Origin of the sequence: Streptomyces monticola (genome assembly GCF_042665355.1) — a bacterium.
GTDB classification, from domain to species: domain Bacteria; phylum Actinomycetota; class Actinomycetes; order Streptomycetales; family Streptomycetaceae; genus Streptomyces; species Streptomyces monticola.
This window is the reverse complement of record NZ_JBHTCF010000006.1, coordinates 412294-435152: the sequence shown is the minus strand read 5'-3', so window position 1 is coordinate 435152 and position 22859 is coordinate 412294. Positions and strand designations below refer to the sequence as shown.

Below are 22859 nucleotides of genomic sequence, written 5' to 3'. Positions count from 1 at the left end.
GCCGGCGGAAAAGGGGGCCCGGCGGGCAGGGGACGGCCCGCCGGGCCCCACATCTTTTGCACAGGCACAGACTTTGCTTTTGGCGAGGAGTGGAACGTGGGACTCAGCGCACGGATTCGTACGCGTGACGGGTGGGCCGTGCAGCACGCCGTGGTCACCCTGACCGATATGCGCGGCACACAGGTGCTGCGCGCCGAGGCGGACGAGGAGGGCGTCGTACGCGGCGCCGACTCCCTCGCGCCCGGCCCCTACACGGCGATCGTCACCGCCGTCGGCTATGCGCCCGCCGCGGCCACCGCCCTTGTCTCCGCGAGCGGCCGCGCCGACCTCGGTGCCGTGACGCTCACCCGGCAGGGCGGCGCCGAACTGCCGCCGCCCGGTGTCTGGACCCTCGACCCGGCGCACTCATCGGTGGGCGCGGTCGCCCGGCACCTGGGGATCTCCAGCGTGCACGGCCGGTTCACGGAGTTCGGCGGACGGATCGAGATCGCCGACGACCCGCTGCACTCCCGGGTGGAGGCCCGGATCGACGCGGCGTCCATCGACACCGGCAACGGCATGCGCGACAAGCATCTGGTGTCGCCGGACTTCCTCGACGTGGAGCGCAATCCGGAGATCACCTACCGCAGCACGGGCCTCACCGCCGCGGGCCCCGACCGCTGGACCGTGCACGGCGAGCTGGCACTGCACGGTGTCGTACGCCCGGTGGATCTGGAGCTGTCCTACCTCGGCACCGGGCCCGACCCGTGGGGCGGACTGCGCGCCGCCTTCCACGCCACGGCCGAGCTGCGCCGCGAGGACTTCGCGATGAACTACAACCAGGTGCTGCAGGCGGGGATCTCGGCGATCGGCACGACCCTGAAGGTGGAGCTCGACATCCAGGCGGTACAGGGGGACGCGCTGCCGGGTGCGGCGTAAGGATTCCCTCCGGGGCCGGCGGATGCGGCGTCGGGCACTGCCCGGGGCCCGCGGATACGGCGTGGGGCACTGCCCGGGGCCCGCGGCCGGTGGGTGCGGCGTGGGCACTGCCCGGGGTGCCGGGTGCGGCGTAAGGTGCCGGGCATGGCTCCTCAGATCGCTTCCAACACCCGTGTGGACCTTGACCAGTTGCTGGATTTCGTCCGGCCGCGCCATCGTGCGGTCCTGCTGACCAGGCGGGCCGACGGCAGCCCGCAGGCATCCCCGCTCACCTGTGGCGTGGACGACTCGGGGCGGATCGTGGTGTCCACGTATCCGGAGCGCGCCAAAACGCGGAACGCGCGGCGCGACTCGCGGGTCAGCGTGATCGTCCTGAGTGACGAGTGGAACGGGCCCTGGGTGCAGATCGACGGGGCCGCCGAGGTGCTCGACGCGCCGGAGTCGGTGGAGCCCCTCGTCGTGTACTTCCGCAACATCTCCGGTGAGCACCCGGACTGGGACGAGTACCGCGCGGCCATGGTGAAGCAGGGAAAGTCGATCATCCGGATCACTCCGGAGCGGTGGGGCCCGGTGGCCACCGGCGGGTTCCCGGCGCGGCTCGCGGAGCAGTAGGTGCTGGAGGAGCAGTAGGCGCAGGAGTCGCAGTAGGCGCAGGAGTCGCAGTAGGCGCAGGAGTCGCAGTAGGCGCAGGAGTCGCAGTAGGCGCAGGAGTCGCAGTAGGCGCTGGAGTCGCAGGACGAGGGGTCAGCCGGCGGCGCGGGCCACCATCGCCTCGATGCCCGCGATCATCAGGTCGAGGGCGAAGGTGAAGTCGCCTTCCCAGATCTCGGCCACCGTCATCTGCTCGTGCGCCTGGATCGCGCCCTTGATCTCGTCCAGCTGCTCCGCGAACTTCGGCTCGCCTGTGAAGGCCTCCATGGCCTCGTTGTAGTACTCGTCAAGAGTCATCCCCGACGCGGCGCAGCGCTGGATGAAGTGGCCCTCGATCGTGGCGAAGCCATAGGCGAACTGGAAGACCGCCGCCGTCGCGCCCGAGCGCGCCGTCAGCGGCAGCCCCGTGCTGGCGATGATCTTCTGCACGGCCCGTGCGAAGTTCATGGAGTTCGGGCCGATGTTCAGATACACGTTCATGATCGTGGCCACCCATGGGTGCTCGACCATCACCTGCCGATAGGCCGTGGCCAGCTCGCGCAGCTGCTCGCGCCAGTCGCGGCCATCGTCGGGGTCCGCGAGGGACAGCTCGCCGAAGACCGCGTCCACGGCCAGTTCGAGGATGTCGTCCTTGGTGTCCACGTACCAGTAGAGCGACATCGCGGTGACGTTCAGCTCGGTGGCGATCCTGCGCATGGAGAGCTTCGCCAGGCCCTCGGCGTCCAGGAGCTGGATCGCCGTCCTGATGATCCGGTCCCGGTCGAGGCCCTCCGCCTGATCCGCCTTGCGGCTGGACGCCTTCGCAGCCTTGTCCTCCAGCCAGACGCTGGAGCGCGCCGGGTTCTTCGCGCGGTCGGCTGCCCTCACCATGGCGCACCTTCCTGGTTCGTATGGGTACGTACGCGGCTGTGGGTGGGCGGACCGGAACTGTCCGGTCCGCCCACCCCGATGCTAGGTCGTGCTAAGCCGTCCCGTTCACCACGGCCTCCGGCTCCTCCGCCTCCGACTCCTCCGTCTTCGCCTGCGCTGCTTCTGCCCGCTCCGCACGCCCCAGCAACGCCGCGGCCAGCAGACCGCCGAGGAACACCGCGATCGCGCCGACCAGTTGGCTGGTCTGCAGACCGTCGGCGAAGGCGTCGGCGATCTGCCGGCGCTCGGCCACGCCGTCCGCCGCCGCGAGCGCCGCGGGCAGGGAGGTCGCGGTGACGGTGACGAGCGCGGCGAACCGGGCGTTCAGGACGGCGCCGAGTACCGCGACGCCCAGGCCGTTGCCGAACTCGGCGAGCGTGCCGTTGATGCCCGCGCCGACGCCGGCCTTCTCGCGCGGAATGGAGCTCATGATCGCGTTGGCCATGGCGGGCTGCGCGACCGCGATACCGCCGCCGAACAGGATCAGGCCGAGCAGCATGCCCCAGTAGCTGCCGTCGGTGCCGCCGCCGAGGATCGCGATGGAGGCGAGCCCTGCCGCGATCACGCTCATGCCGAGGACCACGGTGCGCGGGGTGCCGAGCTTCAGGAAGATCTTCGGCCCGAGGCCCGACAGGTTCAGGCCGACGATGGTGAGCGCGAGCGGCGCCATCCGCAGCCCGGCCTCCAACGGCTCGTACCCGAGGACGAACTGGAGGTGCTGGGTGAGCAGGAACAGCGAACCGCCCATACCGAAGACCACCAGCAGCGAACCGGCGATGGCACCCACGAACTTCGGGTTCTTGAAGAAGTGCATGTCCAGCATCGGGTACGGGGTGCGCAGCTCCCACAGCGCGAAGGCCGCGAGCACCACGAGGCCGACGCCCGCCGAGACCAGGACCTGGCCCGAGGTCCAGCCGTGCTCGGGGCCGATGATGATCGCGTAGACGACGGCGGCCATACCGATGGTGGAGAGCAGCGCGCCGAGCAGGTCGGGCCGGTCGCCCTGCGGGTTCTTCGACTCCGGCACCAGCTTCACGACCGCGGCGAGGCCGATGAGCGCGACCGGGATGTTGATGAGGAAGATCGCGCCCCACCACCAGTGGTTCAGGATCGCACCGCCGATCAGCGGGCCCGCGGCGAAGCCGAGCGAGCCGACGGTGGCCCAGAGCGCGATGGCCTTCACCCGCTCCTTCTCGTCGAAGATCTGCATGACCACGGCCAGGGTCGTGGTCATCAGGAGCGCACCGCCGATGCCCATGCCCGCCCGCGCGGCGATCAACTGGCCGCTGGTCTGGGCGAGTCCGGCACACAGTGAGCCGATACCGAAGAGCGCGAGCCCCGCCGTGAGCATCTTCTTGCGGCCGTAGCGGTCGGCGGCATTGCCCGCGGTGAGCAGCAGACCCGACTGGACCAGGGAGTACGCGTTGATCATCCACTGGATGTCGGCGGTGGACGCGTTCAGCTCCGAGGTCAGGGAGGGGATCGCGACGCTGAGCACGGTGTTGTCGAGCAGCACGGTCAGCTGAGCCAGGCAGATGACGCCGAGGATCAGCCAGCGCTGCGGGTGGCCGCCGGAGACGGCGGCTTGTGGCGAGTGGTCGGTCGTCGACGTCACGGCTACAGCTCCTTCTTGTACGGTGTACGGGTGATGTCCCGTACACCGTACAAGAGGTTCTCTTACGCTGTACAGCTCTTTTTTGAGAGTCTGCGTTTACGCAGGTCAGGAGGCCGTGGTGGAGGAGTTGGTAGCGGAGGAGGCGGCGGAGGAGGAGGAGGAGGAGGTGGGCTTGGTCAGGTCGTAGAAGGTCGCGTCGCCCACGGTGACCTTCTTGAAGTTCTTCTCGACCCACGAGGTGATGGACGAACCGCCGTTGCCGCCGGGGCCACCGGGGCCGCCACGGCCGCCCCCGCCGCCGCCGATGAAGTAGTGGATCTTCCCGTCGGACACGTACTGCTTGAACTGCGCGAGCGTCGGTGACGGGTCGCTGCCGTTGAAGCCGCCGATCGCCATCACGGGCTTCTCCGTGGCGAGTTGGTAGCTCGCGGCGTTCTGGGCGCCGATGGCGGCGGCGGCCCAGGTGTAGGAGTCGGCGTCCTGCGCGAGCTTGGCCTTGGCCTGGCTGCTGACGGTGGCGCCGTTGAGGAGACCGCCCATGCCGCCACCCGTGAAGATCGCGTAGCGCTTCTTCTGGCCCAGCTGTTTGCCAGGATGCCTGCCCTGTGGGCCCTGCTGTTGGCCCGGCTGCTCGCCTTGTGGGCCCAGCTGTTGGCCCGGCTGGCCCTGCGGGATCTTGCCCTGCCCCTGCGCGGGGGGCATGCCGGGACCGCCAAAGCCGGGGCCGCCGCGGCCGCCCGCCACCGCAGGCCCGGCCGTCACGATCGAGCCCGCGTGGCCCTCGCCGACCGTCGTCAGGGTGTACGCGAGCGGCCCTGCCAGGCTTGCCGCGAGGCCGAGGCCCGCCATCGCCAGACCGGCTCGGCGCCCGAACCGGGCCGCGAGCAGCAGCCCCACCGCCGCGAGCAGACCGCCGATGAGTACCGCCCAGCGCAGCCACGGCATGTATCCGGCCGAGCGTCCGAGCAGGACGTACGACCAGTACGCGGTCACCGCCACCGTGCCGGCGAGGGCGGCCGAGGCGAGGAAGCGGGAGCGCTCCTCCCACAGCACCGTGGCGCCCATGCCGACGAGTGCGGCGACGTAGGGGGCGAGGGCCACCGTGTAGTACTCGTGGAAGATCCCCTGCATGAAACTGAAGACCGCGGCGGTCGTCAGGAGTGCGCCGCCCCAGGCGAGGAAGGCGGCGCGGGCGGTGTCCGTGCGCCCGGCCTTCCAGGTCACGACGAGCCCGGCCACGAGGAGGATCAGCGCGGCGGGCAGGAGCCAGGAGATCTGGCCGCCGATGTTCGAGCCGACGAGCCGGTCGATACCGGTCTCGCCCCAGCCGCCGCCCCCACGGCCGCCCCCACGGCCGCCGCCACCGCCGCCCACGCTGCCGGTCTCCTCGCCGTTGATCCGGCCGAGGCCGTTGTAGCCGAAGGTCAGCTCCAGGAAGGAGTTGTTCTGCGAGCCGCCGATGTACGGGCGCGAGGACGCGGGCCACAGCTCGACGATCGCCACCCACCAGCCGCCGGACACCACCAACGCGACGGTGGAGAGGGCGAGTTGACCCAGCCTGCGCCTGACGGAGGTCGGGGCGCAGAGCGCGTAGAGCAGGGCGAGCGGAGGCAGGATCAGAAACGCCTGCAGGGTCTTGGTCAGAAACGCGAAGCCCACCGCGACACCCGCCAGGACCAGCCACTCGGTGCGGGCGTGCTCCAGGGCGCGCAGCACGCAGTAGACGGTGACCGTCATGAGGAGCGTGAGGAGCGCGTCCGGGTTGTTGAAGCGGAACATCAGGGCCGCGACCGGCGTCAGCGCGAAGACCACGACGGCGATCAGCCCGGCGGCCGCGCTGAAGCGACGGCGTACGGCCGCGTAGAGCACACCCGCCGTCGCCACGGCCATCAGCACCTCGGGCACCAGGATCTGCCAGGAGCCGAGGCCGAAGAGGCGTACGGAAAGGGCCATCGGCCACAGCGCGGCCGGCGGCTTGTCGACGGTGATCGCGCTGGCGGCGTCGGACGAGCCGAAGAAGAACGCCTTCCAGCTCTCGCTGCCCGCCTGGACGGCCGCGGAGTAGAAGGAGTTGGCGTATCCGGAGGCGCTCAGATTCCAGAGGTAGAGCGCGGCCGTGACGGTCAGGAGCGCGAGCAGGGCCGGACGGACCCAGCGCGGATCATCGGGCCTTCCGCGCCAGGCGCGCTGGAGCACGGAACCCGCGCCGCGGTGGCGGTGGCCGTGGCCGAGGCCGAGGGCCTCCGGTGGTACGGGACCGGTGGGACCGGTGGGACCAGTCGGGGCGGTCGGGGCGGTCGGGCCGGTCGGGCCGGTCGGGCCGGTCGGGACTGCGGAGGCGGTCATCGGGAGGTCCTGGGGGTAGAGGTTTCAGGAAGAGGTGAGCCCGCTTCCAGTTGCACGGCGTCATCCGTGCGGCGGTCCGGGAAGACCCAGATCCGGAAGAGCAGAAAGCGCACGACGGTGGCCGCGAGGTTGGCGGCGATCAGCACGGTCAGTTCCGTGGCGTGCGAGGGGTGGCCCGCGGCGGCGCCGAGCGCGGCCAGCGAACCGCTGGTCAGGGCGAGCCCGATGGCGAACACCACGAGACCCTGGGCCTGGTGGCGGACGGCCCGGCCCCGGCCGCGCACCCCGAACGTGAGCCTCCGGTTCGCCGCCGTATTGGCGAGCGCCGACACCAGCAGCGCCGCCGCGTTGGCGTACTGGGCGCCCGTACCGAGGCCGGTCCTGAGGAGCGAGTACAGCACCAGATAGAAGAGCGTGGACAGTCCGCCCACGACGCAGAAGCCGACCAGCTGGCGCACCAACCCGCCGGGTACGCCCGGGAGTTGACGGTCGCGCGGATCGTCGCCGAAGGGGCGTGCGAGGCGGTCGAGGGGGAGTGCGCCGACCGCGAGGGCCCGGCACAGCCGCCACACCCCCTTCAGGTCGTCGGCCGCCGTCCTGACGATGTGCACGGTCGATTCGGGATCGTCGACCCAGTCCACCGGCACCTCATGGATCCGGAGCCCGGCCCGCTCGGCGAGCACGAGCAGCTCGGTGTCGAAGAACCACCCGGTGTCCTCGACCATGGGCAGCAGCCGCTGCGCGACATCCCGCCTGATGGCCTTGAACCCGCACTGCGCATCGGAGAAGCGGGCGGCGAGCGAGCCGCGCAGGATGAGGTTGTACGTCCGCGAGATGAACTCCCGCTTCGGCCCGCGCACCACGCGCGAACTGCGCGCGAGCCGCGAGCCGATCGCCAGGTCGGAGTGGCCGGAGATCAGCGGTGCGACCAGCGGAAGGAGCGCGTTGAGGTCGGTGGACAGATCGACGTCCATATACGCGAGCACCGGTGCGTCCGAGTGCGACCACACCGTGCGAAGGGCCCGGCCCCGCCCCTTCTGGTCCAGGCGGAACGCCCTGACCTCCGCGAGATCCGCCTCAAGGCGGGCCGCGATCTGCGGCGTACGGTCGGTGCTGGCGTTGTCCGCGACGGTGATCCGGAAGCCGCCGCGCCCGGTGGAGCCGTAGGGGAAGGTACGGGTCAGGTGGTCGTGCAGGCGCCGTACACAGCGTTCGAGGTCCTGCTCTTCGTTGTGGACGGGGACGACGACATCCAGAACCGGAGTGCCGACGGCGCCCGCGGGGAGATGCTCGCGGGCCGGGAGGGTCCTTCGCAGAGAGCCTGGTAGGGAGTCGCTTGGCATACGGCGACACTCGCCAACTGCCCTGTCACACCCGTGTGGTGAGGCTGTGCCCTGTCTGTGAGTGCGCGGGCCGCGACGCGGACTCCACCGGCAGCCGTACGGCGAAGACGGTGCGCCCCGGCGTGCTCGTGACCGTCACATCGCCGCCGTGCGCCGCCACCACGGCCTGCACGATGGCGAGACCGAGCCCCGTCGAGCCGGCCGAAGCCACCTGCGGCGCCGAAGCCGCCCGCGCCACCGCACCCGCCCGCGCCGCCGCACCCGCCCGCGCCGCCGCATCCGCCCGTGCCCGCGAGGCGTCCCCGCGGGCGAACCGCTCGAAGACATGGGGCAGCAGCTCGGGGGCGATACCCGGACCGTCGTCCTCCACTTCAAGCCGTACCTCGGGCCCGGCACAGCCGACCCTGGCGATGACGGTGGTGCCTGCCGGGGTGTGCGTACGCGCGTTGGCGAGCAGATTCACGAGCACCTGGTGGAGGCGGGCCGCGTCGGCCCGTACGAGCACGGGTTCGTCGGGCAGTTCGAGCCGCCAGCGGTGCTCCTGTCCCGCCGCCCGCGCGTCCCCCACGGCATCCACCACCAGCGGGGAGAGATCGAGGTTCGCGTACGAGAGCGGGCGTCCGGCGTCGAGCCGCGCGAGCAGCAGCAGATCCTCCACGAGGCCCGTCATCCGGTGCGCCTCGGACTCGATCCGGCCGAGCGCATGCCGGGTGTCGGGCCCGGTCTGCTCGCGGCCGCGCCCGGTCAGCTCGGCATAGCCGCGTATCGAGGCCAGGGGCGTACGCAGCTCATGGCTGGCGTCGGCGACGAACTGCCGTACCCGCGTCTCGCTCTCCTGGCGCACGCTGAGCGCCGAGTGCACATGGTCGAGCATCCGGTTGAGCGCGGCGCCCACCTGGCCCACCTCGGTGCGCGCATCGGCGTCGGGCACCCGCTCGTGCAGCACGGGTTCGCCGCTGTGCAGGGGGAGTTCGGAGACCCGGGTGGCCGTGGCGGCGACTCTGCGCAGCGGACGCAGGGCGATACCCACCATGGCGGCGCCCGCGATCCCGGCGGCCACGAGCCCCGCCCCCGCCACACACAGCTCGACGACGATCAAGGTGCCGACCGTGTCCTCGACCGTCTTGGTCGGACTGCCGATGAGCAGCTCGCCGTTGGTGCCGCCCGGGGTGTGGAGCACGCGGTACTCACCGAGACCGGGGATGTCCACGGAGTGCGCCTTCTTGTCCCTCGGCACCTTGTCGAGCGCCGCGAGCTGCTGTGCCTCGAGCGAGATCATGAGCGCCCGTGAGCCCGGTTCGGCGGGCTTGGCGCTGATCGCGCCGTCACTCACCCGGCCGTCCACGACAGCCGCGCCTATCGTGCCGTAGTCCGCGCCGCCGAAGGCCAGGAACCGCAACGGGTCGTTCCCCTTCGGCCCTGTCCCCGGCGGCAGCGGCTTCGGCTTGGCGTCCGACTCGCGCTTGGCCATATCGGAGAGCCGGGTGTCCAGCTGCTCGTACAGATACGAGTGCAGCGCGACCGTGGTCACCGTCCCGATCACCGCGCACACCAGCGCGATCAGCGCGATCGCACTGACCACGAGCCGGGTCCGCAGGGAACGGGGGCGGGGGAGCCGGGGGCCCGGCCGCGGGTTCCGGTGCGGGCGGGCGGTGGGGCTCATGCCGCGGCGGACTCCGCCGCCTTGATCAGATATCCCGCACCCCGCCGGGTGTGGATCATCGGCTCCCGTCCGGCGTCGATCTTCCGCCGCAGATACGAGATGTACAGCTCGACGACATTGGCCTGCCCGCCGAAGTCATAGCTCCACACCCGGTCCAGGATCTGCGCCTTGCTGAGCACCCGCCGCGGATTGCGCATCAGATAGCGAAGGAGCTCGAACTCGGTGGCCGTGAGGTGGATCGAGTGGCCTGCCCGCGTCACCTCGTGACTGTCCTCGTCGAGCGTCAGATCGCCGACCGCGAGCACCGATTCGCTGCGCCGGGCCGCGGCGCCGGAACGCCGGATGAGGCCACGAAGGCGCGCCACGACCTCCTCCAGGCTGAACGGCTTGGTGACATAGTCGTCGCCGCCCGCCGTGAGCCCCGCGATACGGTCCTCCACGGCGTCCTTGGCCGTGAGGAACAGCACGGGTACGTCCGGCAGGTCGCGCCGCAGCCGGCCGAGGACCGTGAGGCCGTGCATGTCGGGCAGCATCACGTCGAGCACCACGGCGTCGGGCCTGAACCCGCGCGCGGTCTGCACCGCACCCGCGCCGTCCGCGGCGGTGCGCACCTCCCAGCCCTCGTAGCGCAGCGCCATGGAGAGCAGTTCGGTCAGGGAGGCCTCGTCGTCCACGACAAGCACCCGTACGGGGCTGCCGTCCGGCCGGAGCAGTTCGGTACGCGCTTCGGAGCTCGTGGTCATATGTGCACCCTGCTCGCGCCCCCTGAGAAGCCCCTTGCGCGAACCTGTGAATTCCCTGAGAAAGCCGCGGGGCCGAGGAACCCGAGAGACCCGAGAGACCCGGGGAACCCCGAGAGACCCGAGAGACCCGGGGAACCCCGAGAACCCCGAGGACCCCGAGAACCCCGAGGACCCCGAGAACCCCGAGAACCCCGAGAACCCCGAGGACCCCGAGAACCCCGAGGACCCCTGTGGGGAAATCCCCCGGACGCACGCGGGTGCGGGCAGGAGTGCCTCCCACGCTCCGTGCCGGAAACCATCGGAGCACGGCCGGTCACGTCACCGGCACACACCACCAGCGGGAGGCTCCCCATGACGGCCCACACGCCGGGTACGACGGCTCCACTGCCCCGCCGTCTCAAGCCCGCCGCAGCGGCACCGGCACCCGTACGCCGCGCCGCCGCCCTGTGGATCGGGGCGGTCTGCGCCGGCATCTTCGAGACCGCCCTGGCCGTGACCGCCCCCGACGCCCCCGTCGACGGGCTCGCCGGTGCACTGGCCTTACGCGCCGTCGTCTACGGCACCGCGATCGCCGTCGCCCTCCAACTGCGCCGCGGCCGCAACTGGGCCCGGCTCACCCTCACCGTCCTCCTCGGAGTGTTCGGCACCGTCTCCCTGGTGATCGAACCGGTCCGCTCGCTGGCCCAGGGCGCCTCCACCGCCGACTGGCTCCGGGACGCGGGCGCACGCGAGCTGCTCATGGCCTCCAGCCGCCTCCTGCACCTGGCGGCGGTCCTTGCCGCGCTCGTCCTCATGTACCGCCCCGCGGCCAACGCCCACTTCCGCGCTCTCCACGCTCTCCGCGCCGCCTGACGGATCCCGAACAGGGCGCGCCCTCGGATCCCGAAGAGGGCGCGCCCTCAGATCCCGAACAGCCGGGCCCCGTTGTCGTGGCACACCGCGCGCAGCCAGGCGTCACCGAGCCCGAGCCGCTCCAGGGCGTGCAGCTGATGGACGTACGGATAAGGGATGTTGGGGAAGTCGGTGCCCAGGAGGATGCGGTCGCCCAGGTCCGCCAGGCGGGAGCGTTCCCCGGCCGGGAAGGGCGTGAAGCGTTCGCTGAAGTCCGTGAACGCCATCGTCGTATCGAGCCGCACCTCCTCGTACCGCTCCGCGAGGTCCAGGAAGTCGACGTACTCGGGCATCCCCATGTGCGCCACGATCAGCCGCAGCCGCGGATGCCGGGCGAGCAGCCGCGCCACCGGCTCGGGCCCGGTGTGCTTGCCGGGCTGCGGCCCCGAGCCACAGTGCATCACCACGGGCACCCCGGCGTCGGCGAGCAGGCCCCAGGCCGGATCGAGCAGGGCGTGCGCCGGGTCGTAACCACCCACCTGCACATGGGACTTGAAGACCCGGGCCCCGCCCTCGACGGCCTCCCGCACATAGGCCTCCACGCCGTCCTCGGGAAACAGCGTGGCCGTGTGGAGGCAGTCCGGCGTACGGGCGGCGAACTCCGCGGCCCACGCGTTCAGCCAGGCGGCCATGCCCGGCTTGTGCGGGTACAGCGTCGCGGTGAAGGCCCGCACCCCGAACTCCCGCAGCAGCGCGAGCCGTTCGGACTCCTCCTTCTTGTACGCGATCGGCCACTCGATGCCGGTCAGGGGCCCGACCGCGTCGAAGTACGCCCAGACTTTGCGCAGCACCCGCTCGGGCATGAAGTGGGTGTGGACGTCGATGAGCCCGGGCAGCCCGAGCCGCTGCCAGAAGGCCCGGACGCCGGCGGGCTCGGTGGCCGCCCCGGCGCCGAAGCCCCCGGCGGCCTCCTCAGTCCCGTCAGCCCCGTCAGTCCCGTCAGCCCCGCACAAAACCGCGGCTCCGCTCGACCTTGGCGACATGGACCGAGTAGCTCTCGTACCACTCGGCGCGGCCGCGCTTCTGGGCCGCGCGATGCTCCATGTGCGAGCGCCACTCCTTGATGGCGTCCTCGTCCTTGAAGTACCCGACGGTGATGCCGAGGCCGCCGGGAGTACGGGCCGACTCCATACCGAGGAAGCCCTGGATCTCCCGCACCAGCTCCTCCAGTCGGTCGGAGGTCTCTCCGTAACCGTTGTCACCCTCCGTGCGGACGGAGGTGAAGACGGTGACGTAGTAAGGCGGTTCGAAGGGTGGCAACGGACGGGGCGGGCCGGGCGGGCGGGGCGGGCGGGGCGGACCGGGCAGACGATCCGGGCCGGGAACCGATGACTGGCTGCTCATGCCATCCACTGTCCGCCCTCCCCTTGATCCCTGTCCATGAGGTTGATCCCTGTCCGTGAGGAAACCGATCCGGACGGCCCGCCCCCGCCTCAGAACAACCCGCCCTGCACCGCCCCCGCGCCGCCCGATTCGTCCGCCGGCGGAGCGCTCACCGGCACGCTCACCGCAGCGTTGGGCCCGGCCGCGGCGAGCCGCCATCCGCTCATGAGCCGGGTGTCGATGACCAGGGCACCGGCACCTCCGTCCCCCTGCGCCGGCCGCAGATGCAGATCGGGCCCGGCTGCCGCCACGAGCCGCCCCGCGACCACGCCGTCCGGCACCAACTCCCGTACCGTCCCCGTCATTTCCGGCGCACCGCGCCCCGTAAGCCCGAAGGCCCCGGAGTGATCGGTGAGTTGGTACGGCACCCGCTCCAAGGACTCCGGCCACCCCGCAAGCCCGGCGGCCCGCTCGTGGCAGGCCCGCAACTCCGCCGCGCGCTCCTCCAGGGGCGGCAGCGTGGCTCGTACCGCCCGCTTCTGCGCGTACGGAATCCGGTCGGGCACCTTCAGCACGGACCCGAGCAGTTCCTCGGCACGCCGCGCCGCCATCAGCGGCCCGCGCCCCAGCCACACGAAGGCGACCGCCCCCTGCTCAAGGAGCCGCGCGGGCCCGCGCTCGACCGCCGTGATCCCCACCTTGAGGAGCCCGGGGCCGAACCACGCCAGGTACACCGCGTACGGCCGCGGGTCCCCGGCGTTCGTATCCGCCGCGACCGAGAACGACCGGTCGATCCGGGCGCACTCCGCGCACTGGTCCCTGGTGCCTCGCGCGGGCACGGCCGCCGAGACCGGACAGGGCGTACGGCGACCGCCCCGCCATACGCCGACGCACTGCCGTCCGCCCCGGGCCACGAAGGCGATGTCCTGCCCGCAGGAAAGCGGACTGCTGCGCTCCGCCCGCCCCGGCGCGTACCACTTGAGAGCCGGCCGCCCCTCCGCCCACCGAAGCCCTGCGCACCACCACGTCATGAGGCCAGGATGGTGCACATGACTGACAACGGTGCCCGCGTCCCCGCCCAGAAGGGATGAGCCCCCGCATGACGGACCGTACGACCGACTCCACATCCCCGGGCTCCACATCCCCCTCTCCCTCCCAAGGCCCGCCGCCCGGATATGTCAGCGACGTCAAGCCGCATACGGAGAAGGTCGTGATCGAGGAGTACGACCCGTCCTGGCCCGAGCAGTTCCGCGCCGAGGAGGAGCTGATCCGCACGGCGCTCGGCGAACGCGCGCTGCGCGTCGAGCACACGGGCTCCACCTCGGTCCCCGGCCTGCCCGCCAAGCCGGTCATCGACATCACGCTCCTGGTGCCGGACAGCGCCGACGAGGACACCTATCTGCCGCAACTCGAAGCCCACGGCTACACGCTGCGCGTCCGCGAACCGGACTGGTACGAACACCGCTGCCTCGCCACCCGCACCGCCCAAGGCGCCCACCGCAACGTGAACCTGCATGTCTTCAGCCCGCAACGGGGCGCCCCGGAGATCGCCCGCATGCTCCTCTTCCGCGACTGGCTGCGCACCCACCCCGAGGACCGCGACCTCTACGCGGCGACGAAGAAGCGCCTGGCGGCCCGGGACTGGAGCTACGTCCAGGAGTACGCCGACGCCAAGACGGAGATCGTCGAGCAGATCCTCACCCGCGCTGCCGGCTCCCCCGAGTGACCGAGCCGTTAATTCGGTGGGGATCTCCCCCGTCGCCTGTTCAAATGCGCCCATGACGCCACCACCCTCCACACCGCCCCCCGCCTCGAACCCCGCCGCCGGCTCCGCCATGAGCCCCGCGGACGTAGCCGCCGTACGCGCCCTCTTCGACCGCCAGATGCGCCAGGAGGCCCGGCCGAGCGGCCCCGGCGTCCGTATCGAGCGGGCGGACGGCGTGGTGCGGCAGGTGGGCATCGCCGGGGACTGGACCGGAATCCTCTGGTCCGACCTCGACGACGCCACGGCGGACGCGGTGATCGCGGAGCAGATCCGCTACTTCACCGGCCCCGAGTCCGGCCCCGGCAGCTCTTTCGAATGGAAGGCCTACGCGCACGACACCCCCGCCGACCTCCCGGAGCGGCTGCTGAAAGCCGGTTTCACACCCGAGCCCACCGAGACCCTGATGGTGGCCGACGTCCGGAATCTGCCCACCACCGTCGAACTCCCCGCAGGCGTCCGCCTGGAGACGGTCACGGACCCGGCCGGGGTGGATCTCATCGCGGACGTCCACGAGCAGGCCTTCGGCACCAGCAGCGACCGGCTGCGCCGGCAGCTCCTGGCCCAACTGGCCGAGGCGCCCCAGACGGTGGACATGACCGTCGCCCTCGCCGACGGCCGGCCGGTCTGCTCCGCCCGCCTCGAGTTCTGCCCCGGCACGGACTTCGCCGGCCTGTGGGGCGGCGGCACGGTCACCGCCTGGCGCGGCAAGGGCATCTACCGCGCCCTGATCGCCCACCGCACCCGCATCGCCGCCGCCCGCGGCCACCGCTACCTCCAGGTCGACGCCTCCGACCAGAGCCGCCCCATCCTCCAGCGCCTCGGCTTCACGCCCCTGAGCACGACCACGCCGTACCTCTACGGCTGACACACGAAAGAGGCCCCGGACTCTCGTCCGGGGCCTCTCGGCTGTGCACTCGGCAGGATTCGAACCTGCAACCTTCTGATCCGTAGGATCGGGCAACTCGTTGGGAGGGCGGTCGGCCTCCTCCCGAAGTGATCGCCAAGGGTGGTGATCATTGGCCTCTGTGTGCCGTCGTTGCCGTCAGGGTTGCCGTCAATCCCGAATCACCCGCAGACCTCCAGGCACAGGGCCATATGGCCCCTCCCGGCAAGCGAAAGACGGCCCTACGCTCCGGGCAGAGACCATAGCCAGCGACCTGGTTCTCCCGGCTGACGGCACACTCCCGCATGCCGTCAGCCGCCAGTGAGAACCTCCCGCGCGAGGACCGTAGGAGGGGAGCTCCGGGCCACCTCGCGCAGGTGGCCGCCGCCAAACCCACCGACAGTGCTTGGCGGCGGCCACCAAACCGAGCCCGGCGGGGTCCCGGCCAGGCTGGCGGTATCTCTCCCGCGTACCCGCACCGTCACCACCCATGCCACCCATCTGGCGGTCTGTCCACGACCCACCGGAACAGGCCACGGGACGGGGAAGATTGAGGGCACCGAGCCGCACTTTGCGGAAACGGAGATGTGCTCTCCTACCGATCGTCGTGGTCGGTAAAGAGATCGAGCAGCGCCCGGACGGTGAGATGAGCTTCGGCCGGATGACGGAGGCTGCCGTCCAGGTGGAGGGTGTAGTGCGAGCGTCGCCCGACCCGTTTCCGGCTGAGGTAACCAGCCTGTTCAAGGTCCCTGACAATGCCCTGCGCAGCGCGTTCGCTGATGCGGCATACCGCGGCGATGTCACGGATGCGCGCGGTGGGCTCACGCGCAATGACTCGCAGCACGCGGGCGTGGTTAGTGAGGAAGGTCCACCTTCCGGCCAGTTCCTCCACAAGCTGTCATTCCCTTGCACAGCGCCTACCTCGAACACAGGCAGGAAAACACCTGAACCCTCGTTCCCCCATTGTCGGTGGCAGCCGCCGTGGTGCGACTCCGTCGCCGGCCACAAACTCCCTCACCGGCAGTTAACACAATCGTCCTACCGTCAAGAGGGCTCCCGGCCGTACGCTGCCAAGCAGGCACGCGATACGCGACGGAGGGAACGACCTCGATGAGTGAAGACCAGTCGCTCGGCGAACGACTCAAGACCGCCCGGAAGATGCGCGGCCTGTCGAGCGCGCAGCTGGCGGTGAAGGTCAGCATCTCCCCTGCCTATGTGCGCAAGATCGAATCTGGCAGCCGCAAGCCGTCCATGCGCCTCGTACTCGACCTCGCGCGGGCCCTGTACGTCGGCCCCGAGGTGCTGACCGGCCAGCCGTACTACGGCAACCCCGAGGCCGAGGACAAGATCCAGGCCGTTGTTCCCGAGCTGCGTCGTCTGCTGCTGTGCTACGACTCTCCGGCCGACCTCGACACCCGGCCGCGAGACCTGGCCGTTCTGGCGTCCGAGGTCGACCAGATCGCCGCCCTTCGCCGTGACGCCAAGTACGCGCCGATGGGGCCGCTGCTCTCCCCCGTCGTCACCGAGCTGACGCACATCGCGCTCGACGGCAGCAACGGCAACTTGTCCACGCATCAGCGCAAGGCGTTCTGGCATCTCTCGCGGGCCTACCGCGCCGTGAACTCGCTCGCGCACAAGATGGGCCATCACGACCTGTCCAACACCGCCCTGGAACGGGTGCGTTGGGCCGCTGACCGGTCCGGGGATGCTCTGATGCAGGTCACCGCGGGCTACCTCGTGGCTGGCGCGATGCTGCGCACTGGCGCCTATGGCCCGGCCCGTAAGCTCCTTCAAGGGCTACGCGCAGAGCTGGAACGCCAGATGCCCGAGCGGTCCTACAGCGCGGACGGCCTGGCCCTCGACGGCGCCCTGGTGCTCAAGCTCGCGGTGGTCGAAGCCCGCGGCAACAACACCGAGCAAGCATTGCGCTACATCGAGGAGGCCCGCTCCATCGCCGCCATCGGCGGGAACGTCGACTCCCTGGCTTATGAGATGAGCTTCGGGCCGACCAACATCAAGATCCACGAGGTGCACACGCTGATCGACGCGTGCGACACCGAACAGGCCCTTGCGCGCATCGACGAGTGGGGCCAGGCCGGCGCCGTGTGGACGCCCCCGGCTGGCACTGTCGGCGAACGCTCCTCGCACCACTTCATCGACACCGCGCACGCTCGCCTTGCCGAAGGCGACCGCAACGGAGCCTTCAGCGATCTACGGCAGGCTCGCAGGATCGCGCCCAACCACACCAGGTTCCACCCCTCGGCGCGCGAGACGATCGGGGCCCTGCTGCGGCAGGACCGCCACCCTCACGCCGAACTGACCTCGTTCGCCAACTGGTCGGGCATTACCACTCCCTGACAGCTCGTCAAGGCTCCTCGGCCGCAATTCCTGTGGACAGTTTGTACCCGCACAGGCACACAGCGTTTGGAATGGTCTCCTCATCGCCCCGGTGAGGAGACCATTCCCATGATCAGCCCACCTCCTGTAGCCGCTGACTGGCTGCCCCTTCGTGAGCCCGAACTGTGCACCGCTGGCGTGTGGTGGGATGCCATCCGCGTCAGTGAAGATCTCGGCCGTATGGCCCTCGGACTGCTGCGCGAAAGGGGCCAGAGGAGCGCGCCCGCGATCCTCGACCCACGGAGTCTTGAGCCCCGGATGTACTTGCTCGTGCCCGTCAACGCGAGCCGCGACTGGCATGAACCGGGCACTGTGGCGCTCGGCGATGGCTCGCACGTCGTGGTGCCGCCCTACGAACACACTGAAGGCCCCGGCCTTCACTGGTTCGCACAGCCGAAGTCCGCGCGCATCTTCCTCAACACGGCCCAACTACGGGATGCCTTGACGTACTTGATCAGTGCCGAGGCTGATGGGGCAGAGCTGTGAGTACGGCCGTGGAACCTCAACTCGACCAAATCCAATCCGATATCGCCTGGGCATTGGCCGTACGACTGCGCGCGGCGGACCGCCGCGATACAGACGCCCGGATCCTGCGCCTGCGTCGGACTCTCGATCAGCTCGTACGCGAGGGGCTTGGTGGAGCCGATTCGGACTACCGCCCCGTGTACAGGGAGGCGTACCGGCTCCTGGCCTGTGATCTGGATACTGTGCTGGCTCTCGATGATGAAGCCGCCGGCGTCCACCTGTGCGCCCTGGCCCGAGTCACGCGGCCATTCGTCCGGCTGGCACGTACCGCCAGCACGGATCACCGCAAGGAGTGATGGACAGTGGCACGACCCGGTGAAGGCTGCGAGAGGTGCGGGAGCGCCACTGGTCCGTTCACCGTCCGATCCACGGGCGCTGCGATCCAGCGTGCTACTGCCCGTGTGGCACAGCCCAACGGACTGGTCGTTCTTTGCCGGGACTGCGCCCAGCTCCTCGACGCGGAGCGCCGAAGTGGGCGGCGGCCCTGAAGGAGCGCTGCGACCGTCTTCCTACTCCGGTCGGTCCTGGTGGCCTTCTTGAGTCTGCTGTACGCGATAGCCCGCCAATAACCCCCGGCGCAGATGGCGCGACGGCCAGCAAGGGCGCTGTCTGTGCCGGGTTTCAGCCCCCTGCTCCGTCCTGATCACCCAGCCGGTGCATCGCAGCCCGTCCCGGCACAGGCGCACCGTGCGGACGGAGCAGGGCCCATGCCCCGCCCGCAGGCATCCCCATTCCCGGTGTCTGCGGGCGGCCAGTCCCCGAGGCCCTATGTCATCCCACATAGAGCACTACTACGAACCCGGCTGTCATCTGTGCAACGCGCAGACTCACGCCGAAGCCGAGGCAGAAGCGGCCAAGGAGGCCGCGAAACAGGCCGCCGTGGATGCGTCCTCGAACGGCCCGCTGGCCCTCTGGGGCTGCCTGTTCGTCCTGGCCGTACTGCTCGTCGGCTCCGCCATCCCCATCGCCCTGTGGAGGCTGCCGTGAATCGCCACTTACTCAGGCTCGCGCTCATACCCGCCCTGGTCCTGGCTCTGTCAGGGGCCAAGGACAGCGGATGCGGCTCCAATACCGGCAGTGTGAACGGAGGTGCCGGCGCCCCGGAGAAGGACCCCGGAATCGACGGCAACGAGCCCTGCCGATTCGGATTCGGCAACGCCCCTTCCGTGCAAGTCACCAATGGAGGTCGTCAGTTGACTGGCACGGTGATCTCGGAGTGCGACAAGTCCCCGGAGAACCACCGGGTCACGGTCTACATCGAGAAGCGCAACGCGCACGGCGTCTTCGACGAGGTCGCGCAACGTGACGATGACCGCGCGATCGGGGTCGGCAGGCCGAAGTACAGCAAGGTCACTACGCCGTGCGTGCCGGGGATCTACCGCGTGAAGTTCGACGCCAGCGTTTACATGCCGGGCGCGCCTTCCTGGGATTACGGTGGAGGAAGCGACCCGCGCCACGTCACCATCGCGAAGGCCGACTGCCGATGAAGCTCCTGCCGAACCGCCTCCTGCTTCCACCTAAAGCCCGTAGGCGTCGCAAGCCCGGTCAGCCCTACTGGACGCGGCGGCCCTGGCGGCGGGATTCCCACATCGCGCTTCCCGTCCTCGGTCTGGGTAGCGGCAAGCACCCCAAGTAGCCATCTCCAAGCCTCGGATACCCACCCCTGACCAACCGGCGTCGGTTGTCCGGGGCTTTGGTGTGCTCGGCCTGGTGAGTGCTGCGCTGTGGGCACGCGGCCTGCCGTAGCGGGTTTGGCCGGTGTCCTGTTCGGGTTGGGGTCGGGCATGGTCAGGGGGCCGTACGCTGGCCCGGCAACTCGGGCAGGCTTTGGTGCCTGCCCTTGTTTGGCACGAGTGGCCCCCTGGCCTTGCCCGACGTGGGCCCCGGCCCGAACAGGTGGCTAAAGCCGCGTAGGCCGGCCGCCCCAGCCACAGACCTGGTGAATCTCAGCAAGCCAGGACCGCGAGCCGCTCTAGGCCCGTGTAGATCAGCGCGGCCCTGACGGCTGGGCTCGCCTCGATCACGACAAGGCTCCCGCCAGTTGCGCTAAGGGCCGTACGGAAACCGAGGATGCTGTGGAGGCTCGCGTTATCGCACCAGGTGATCTGAGAAAGATCGATACGCAGGTGTATGCCCCCTTCTTCGACCCCGGCCACGACAGCATCTCGCAGGACACAGATGTTGACGTAGTCGAGTTCGCCGGAGAGACGCAGCAGCAGTACATGCATGTCATCGGGCGGGGTCTGGTGAATGGTCAGCCGATCCATAGACGCTCCAAAGCGTCGGTCACGGTCACATGCGCACTTAGACCGATGCAGGACGACTGCCATCGTCCCACTGCTGGCGGAGCGCCTGACATGCCAGTGGGGGCGCAAGGTAGTGGTGTGGTAGTGCGCGCACAAAGGAGGGCGCGTGCAGTCGACTGCTCTGCGCTGTGGGGAAGTCCGCGGTTGCCCCTGTCGTGGCCGAAGGCTTGGGAGCGCTCGCGTGATCGTGCCTGCCTCGCTGAGGCGGCGCGCCTCGGTCTGTCGTGGCTCTCGACAGCGGAGAGTCAGGCTTCTCCACTCGAACTGGTGTACGCATCGCGAAATTGCGGCGCGAGCGGCGGGGGCGCCGTGAGCGGGGCGGTAGACAGGAGCGTGCGGCGCCTCGGGCGCCGCGCCGCGCGGCCCGCGTTAGCGGGCCGCCTTGATCAAGTGGAGAAAGTCTCAACAGCTCCGCTCGCCGGACTGCCGGGAACGGGCCGCTGGCGCGCCGCCGTTGGCGTGGCCTGCCTCGCTCTGTACGGGTGCGATCCGAAGAATTTTCGGCCTTCGACCTGGCTCAACGCGTCAACTGATCCCGCTTTGCCTGCTATAGGCGGTCTGTGCTCGGGGCGCGAAAATCTATCCACAGGCGTTTGCCCGCAGTGTGTTTCCGAGCCTGTTTCCGGGCCTTGATGCCCAGAGTTATCCACAGACCGTATTGGGTGGCATGTTGAGAAAGGATGGATATGAGGCGAATTGCAGCTTGATGGTGGGGTCCGGCATGGCCATACCCGGAAGCAAGTTCCTACTTGTGGCGGCTCGTTAGAAATGTCCGCGCATCCGTGGTTTTGATGGGCCCACAGGCCCCGGCGCTCACGTTTCGGGGCCCTGGCGTCCTTGTAGGGGGCATGGCGGCGAAAGGGAGGCGGGTTGGCGTGAGGGCGGAGCCTGCGAATCGGGGCCGAAGTTTCTTCCAGCTGCGTGTCACACGGCGGCCCGAATCCACACCCCTAGTAGATGCGAGCGCGGCGCGCCGGGCTTATACCACGACATCCCCGGTTAGCGTAACCGGTCTTTTTCCGGACTCTAGTGGGGTGAGCGCGGCCGACAGGTTCTCGGCGGTGTCGTGGCGGCTTCTACCACGGAAGTCCCGGCACGGCCCAGACCGGAACCGTGCGGATGCTCGTGAACGCAGCGTGGGGCAAGGGGCCTCGCGGTGAAGGGAGAGGTGGTGTGCGGTGCGTGAGGCGGGACGGGAGAGCGGGTTGCTGTGCCACAAGACGGGATGTGCGGGAGTTGCATCCCGTGGGGCGGAATGGCTTTGCCTTTGTGTCCGACACGGCGCGCAGAGTGGGACGTGCGGCAGCGAGGGCGACTCCCCACGGGGCTCACCACCGCTGTTCGTGACCGAACTGACGCCGCTCCGGGCTGTTTTGGGGAGTGGCGCGGTGAGTGCCGCACGGAACGTGGACGACATGAACGACAGCACGCAAGCACAGGGGAGGCGCTGAACGTGGACGCGGAAGAGACGGAAAAGATCGCCGCCAGGGTTGCGGAACTCTGCGGAAAGTTGGAGGAGTTGAACCGCCTGGCCCGCGAGATAGAGAAGAACCTGAGCGCTACTTCCGCGGCTGCGTGATCGTCGCCAGCCGCTCGAAGACCTCGCGCATCTCGTCCACCGCCGCACTGATCTGGTCCAACCGCGCCGACAGCTCCTCGTACTCTGCGCTGTGCATCCTCTCCGCCCCGCTCTCCGCCTGCTCATCGGCGGAGGGCCCGGCGGGCAGGGGATCGGACACGAAGTTGCCCCGGCCGGTGACGTTGTAGACCAAGCCTTCGTCGGCCAGGACCCGTAGCGCGCTGCGCGCGGTCATGTTCGCGATTCCGTACTCGGCCTCAAGGTCACGGGAGGACGGCACGCGCTCGCCCGGCTTGTAGCGGCCGGCGCGGATTTGGCGTCGCAGCTCGGCCGCGACCTTGCGGTACGGAGGGCTCTCGGCGTGTGGCGTCATGTTCCGAGAGTAGCCCGCTTAGCGCACCCATCACACCAGGTCCGGTAATCACCTCACCCCACCGCGCTAGTGCACCTTGCGCGCCAATTTAAGAAGGTGTTTGACGTGCGCTAACCACTTATGGCACTGTATTGATCACAAAGGGCCGCACCAGCGGTCCACGAACGAAGGAGACACGTATGCCCATGCCCCGTATTCCCTACCGCCTGTCGCCTGCGGCGATGGCTGTGATCGGGACGGCTCCGGCGCCGCGTATGGCGGACCGGGAGAACGGCGTCATCGCTACCGACTGGGAGTCGGGTGCGGAGATCTGGCAGCTGACCGTGATGGTCATCGATGAGGGCCGTGCGGAGTCGATGCAGATGCAGGTCCCCAAGACCGGTCTGCCGGAGGACCTGACGATCGGCTCCACGGTGCGCCTGACCAACATGGTCGCCTCGCCGTGGGCGCGGGCGAGCCTGGACAACCGGGGTCAGGCCCGGCTGTCGGAGGGCGTCAACTACCGCGCGGAGAAGCTGGAACTCCTCGCTGCCGCTCCCGGCGCCCCCGCTACTGCGGCCCCGGCCCTGGCGTCCTCCACCACCTCGACCGCTGAGGCGTCCAACTCGAAGAAGGCGGCGTGATGACCG

Annotated in this window: 22 protein-coding genes; 10 read left to right on the top strand and 12 right to left on the bottom strand. The window is 69.8% G+C overall.

Features of this window, described 5'->3' with window-relative positions:
* The first annotated feature begins 96 nt into the window (after positions 1-96).
* Positions 97-918, top strand: coding sequence for a YceI family protein (locus ACFQVC_RS17905; RefSeq protein ID WP_381831430.1), 822 nt, complete (start codon positions 97-99; stop codon positions 916-918).
* Positions 919-1062: 144 nt separating this feature from the next.
* Complete coding sequence (locus ACFQVC_RS17900) at positions 1063-1530, top strand: PPOX class F420-dependent oxidoreductase (RefSeq protein ID WP_381831429.1); 468 nt, start codon at positions 1063-1065, stop codon at positions 1528-1530.
* Positions 1531-1662: 132 nt separating this feature from the next.
* On the opposite strand, the gene ACFQVC_RS17895 is transcribed toward ACFQVC_RS17900, so the two are convergent.
* The 6 genes from ACFQVC_RS17895 to ACFQVC_RS17870 all read right to left on the bottom strand — a co-directional run bounded on the left by ACFQVC_RS17895 (position 1663) and on the right by ACFQVC_RS17870 (position 10188).
* Positions 1663-2439, bottom strand: coding sequence for a TetR/AcrR family transcriptional regulator (locus tag ACFQVC_RS17895; RefSeq protein ID WP_381831428.1), 777 nt, complete (start codon positions 2437-2439; stop codon positions 1663-1665).
* Positions 2440-2530: 91 nt separating this feature from the next.
* Positions 2531-4093, bottom strand: coding sequence for an MFS transporter (locus tag ACFQVC_RS17890; protein WP_381831427.1), 1563 nt, complete (start codon positions 4091-4093; stop codon positions 2531-2533).
* Positions 4094-4198: 105 nt separating this feature from the next.
* Entirely contained in the window at positions 4199-6439 is a 2241-nt protein-coding gene (locus ACFQVC_RS17885; protein ID WP_381831426.1) for an ArnT family glycosyltransferase, read from the bottom strand.
* On the bottom strand, positions 6436-7782 hold the full coding sequence (locus tag ACFQVC_RS17880) for a bifunctional glycosyltransferase family 2/GtrA family protein (RefSeq protein WP_381831425.1): 1347 nt from the start codon (positions 7780-7782) through the stop codon (positions 6436-6438). The genes ACFQVC_RS17885 and ACFQVC_RS17880 overlap by 4 nt, the downstream gene beginning before the upstream one ends.
* Positions 7783-7807: 25 nt before the next feature.
* A complete protein-coding gene (locus tag ACFQVC_RS17875; protein WP_381831424.1) occupies positions 7808-9445 on the bottom strand; it encodes a sensor histidine kinase in 1638 nt (545 codons plus the stop codon).
* Positions 9442-10188 (bottom strand): response regulator transcription factor, encoded by a 747-nt coding sequence (locus tag ACFQVC_RS17870; RefSeq protein WP_381831423.1) that lies wholly within the window; start codon positions 10186-10188, stop codon positions 9442-9444. The genes ACFQVC_RS17875 and ACFQVC_RS17870 overlap by 4 nt, the downstream gene beginning before the upstream one ends.
* A gap of 351 nt (positions 10189-10539) precedes the next feature.
* On the opposite strand from ACFQVC_RS17870, the gene ACFQVC_RS17865 reads away from it, so the two are divergent.
* Positions 10540-11040: a hypothetical protein gene (locus ACFQVC_RS17865; RefSeq protein ID WP_381831422.1), complete on the top strand. Its 501-nt coding sequence runs from the start codon at positions 10540-10542 to the stop codon at positions 11038-11040.
* Positions 11041-11087: 47 nt separating this feature from the next.
* Here ACFQVC_RS17865 and ACFQVC_RS17860 read toward each other — a convergent pair whose 3' ends face one another.
* The 3 genes from ACFQVC_RS17860 to ACFQVC_RS17850 all read right to left on the bottom strand — a co-directional run bounded on the left by ACFQVC_RS17860 (position 11088) and on the right by ACFQVC_RS17850 (position 13433).
* Positions 11088-12062, bottom strand: coding sequence for an amidohydrolase family protein (locus tag ACFQVC_RS17860; RefSeq protein ID WP_381831421.1), 975 nt, complete (start codon positions 12060-12062; stop codon positions 11088-11090).
* Entirely contained in the window at positions 12019-12423 is a 405-nt protein-coding gene (locus tag ACFQVC_RS17855) for an antibiotic biosynthesis monooxygenase family protein (protein WP_381831420.1), read from the bottom strand. Before ACFQVC_RS17855 ends, ACFQVC_RS17860 begins: the two co-directional genes overlap by 44 nt.
* A gap of 89 nt (positions 12424-12512) precedes the next feature.
* Positions 12513-13433, bottom strand: coding sequence for a DUF2797 domain-containing protein (locus ACFQVC_RS17850; protein WP_381831419.1), 921 nt, complete (start codon positions 13431-13433; stop codon positions 12513-12515).
* Positions 13434-13501: 68 nt separating this feature from the next.
* Between ACFQVC_RS17850 and ACFQVC_RS17845 the strand changes: the two genes are divergently transcribed.
* Positions 13502-14128 carry a GrpB family protein gene (locus tag ACFQVC_RS17845; protein ID WP_381831418.1) on the top strand — a complete coding sequence of 209 codons (627 nt, stop codon included), beginning with the start codon at positions 13502-13504 and terminating at the stop codon, positions 14126-14128.
* Between the two features lie 109 nt (positions 14129-14237).
* Positions 14238-15032 (top strand): GNAT family N-acetyltransferase, encoded by a 795-nt coding sequence (locus ACFQVC_RS17840; protein WP_381831482.1) that lies wholly within the window; start codon positions 14238-14240, stop codon positions 15030-15032.
* A 613-nt stretch (positions 15033-15645) separates the two neighbouring features.
* Here ACFQVC_RS17840 and ACFQVC_RS17835 read toward each other — a convergent pair.
* Positions 15646-15942, bottom strand: a complete 297-nt coding sequence (locus tag ACFQVC_RS17835) for a helix-turn-helix transcriptional regulator (RefSeq protein ID WP_381831417.1) — start codon at positions 15940-15942, stop codon at positions 15646-15648.
* A gap of 218 nt (positions 15943-16160) precedes the next feature.
* Between ACFQVC_RS17835 and ACFQVC_RS17830 the strand changes: the two genes are divergently transcribed.
* The 4 genes from ACFQVC_RS17830 to ACFQVC_RS17815 all read left to right on the top strand — a co-directional run bounded on the left by ACFQVC_RS17830 (position 16161) and on the right by ACFQVC_RS17815 (position 19459).
* On the top strand, positions 16161-17408 hold the full coding sequence (locus ACFQVC_RS17830) for a helix-turn-helix domain-containing protein (protein ID WP_381831416.1): 1248 nt from the start codon (positions 16161-16163) through the stop codon (positions 17406-17408).
* Between the two features lie 108 nt (positions 17409-17516).
* A complete protein-coding gene (locus ACFQVC_RS17825; protein ID WP_381831415.1) occupies positions 17517-17933 on the top strand; it encodes a hypothetical protein in 417 nt (138 codons plus the stop codon).
* Positions 17934-18740: 807 nt separating this feature from the next.
* Positions 18741-18959: a hypothetical protein gene (locus tag ACFQVC_RS17820; protein ID WP_381831414.1), complete on the top strand. Its 219-nt coding sequence runs from the start codon at positions 18741-18743 to the stop codon at positions 18957-18959.
* Positions 18944-19459 (top strand): hypothetical protein, encoded by a 516-nt coding sequence (locus ACFQVC_RS17815; RefSeq protein WP_381831413.1) that lies wholly within the window; start codon positions 18944-18946, stop codon positions 19457-19459. The genes ACFQVC_RS17820 and ACFQVC_RS17815 overlap by 16 nt, the downstream gene beginning before the upstream one ends.
* Positions 19460-19918: 459 nt before the next feature.
* Here the strand turns inward: ACFQVC_RS17815 and ACFQVC_RS17810 are convergent, their stop codons facing one another.
* Entirely contained in the window at positions 19919-20239 is a 321-nt protein-coding gene (locus ACFQVC_RS17810; protein ID WP_381831412.1) for an STAS domain-containing protein, read from the bottom strand.
* A gap of 1598 nt (positions 20240-21837) precedes the next feature.
* Positions 21838-22230 carry a GntR family transcriptional regulator gene (locus tag ACFQVC_RS17805; RefSeq protein ID WP_381831411.1) on the bottom strand — a complete coding sequence of 131 codons (393 nt, stop codon included), beginning with the start codon at positions 22228-22230 and terminating at the stop codon, positions 21838-21840.
* A gap of 179 nt (positions 22231-22409) precedes the next feature.
* Here ACFQVC_RS17805 and ACFQVC_RS17800 point away from each other — a divergent pair, with 179 nt between their 5' ends.
* The gene (locus tag ACFQVC_RS17800; RefSeq protein WP_381831410.1) at positions 22410-22853 is read left to right on the top strand and encodes a hypothetical protein; all 444 of its coding nucleotides are present in this window, start codon (positions 22410-22412) and stop codon (positions 22851-22853) included.
* Positions 22854-22859 lie beyond the last annotated feature (6 nt).

Coding starts and splice junctions, on each gene's coding strand:
- ACFQVC_RS17900 (WP_381831429.1), top strand. CDS start 1,063: ATGGCTCCTCAGATCGCTTCCAACACCCGTGTGGACCTTGACCAGTTG.
- ACFQVC_RS17895 (WP_381831428.1), bottom strand. CDS start 2,439: ATGGTGAGGGCAGCCGACCGCGCGAAGAACCCGGCGCGCTCCAGCGTC.
- ACFQVC_RS17885 (WP_381831426.1), bottom strand. CDS start 6,439: ATGACCGCCTCCGCAGTCCCGACCGGCCCGACCGGCCCGACCGGCCCG.
- ACFQVC_RS17880 (WP_381831425.1), bottom strand. CDS start 7,782: ATGCCAAGCGACTCCCTACCAGGCTCTCTGCGAAGGACCCTCCCGGCC.
- ACFQVC_RS17875 (WP_381831424.1), bottom strand. CDS start 9,445: ATGAGCCCCACCGCCCGCCCGCACCGGAACCCGCGGCCGGGCCCCCGG.
- ACFQVC_RS17870 (WP_381831423.1), bottom strand. CDS start 10,188: ATGACCACGAGCTCCGAAGCGCGTACCGAACTGCTCCGGCCGGACGGC.
- ACFQVC_RS17865 (WP_381831422.1), top strand. CDS start 10,540: ATGACGGCCCACACGCCGGGTACGACGGCTCCACTGCCCCGCCGTCTC.
- ACFQVC_RS17860 (WP_381831421.1), bottom strand. CDS start 12,062: ATGTCGCCAAGGTCGAGCGGAGCCGCGGTTTTGTGCGGGGCTGACGGG.
- ACFQVC_RS17855 (WP_381831420.1), bottom strand. CDS start 12,423: ATGAGCAGCCAGTCATCGGTTCCCGGCCCGGATCGTCTGCCCGGTCCG.
- ACFQVC_RS17850 (WP_381831419.1), bottom strand. CDS start 13,433: ATGACGTGGTGGTGCGCAGGGCTTCGGTGGGCGGAGGGGCGGCCGGCT.
- ACFQVC_RS17845 (WP_381831418.1), top strand. CDS start 13,502: ATGACGGACCGTACGACCGACTCCACATCCCCGGGCTCCACATCCCCC.
- ACFQVC_RS17840 (WP_381831482.1), top strand. CDS start 14,238: ATGAGCCCCGCGGACGTAGCCGCCGTACGCGCCCTCTTCGACCGCCAG.
- ACFQVC_RS17830 (WP_381831416.1), top strand. CDS start 16,161: ATGAGTGAAGACCAGTCGCTCGGCGAACGACTCAAGACCGCCCGGAAG.
- ACFQVC_RS17825 (WP_381831415.1), top strand. CDS start 17,517: ATGATCAGCCCACCTCCTGTAGCCGCTGACTGGCTGCCCCTTCGTGAG.
- ACFQVC_RS17820 (WP_381831414.1), top strand. CDS start 18,741: ATGTCATCCCACATAGAGCACTACTACGAACCCGGCTGTCATCTGTGC.
- ACFQVC_RS17810 (WP_381831412.1), bottom strand. CDS start 20,239: ATGGATCGGCTGACCATTCACCAGACCCCGCCCGATGACATGCATGTA.
- ACFQVC_RS17805 (WP_381831411.1), bottom strand. CDS start 22,230: ATGACGCCACACGCCGAGAGCCCTCCGTACCGCAAGGTCGCGGCCGAG.
- ACFQVC_RS17800 (WP_381831410.1), top strand. CDS start 22,410: ATGCCCATGCCCCGTATTCCCTACCGCCTGTCGCCTGCGGCGATGGCT.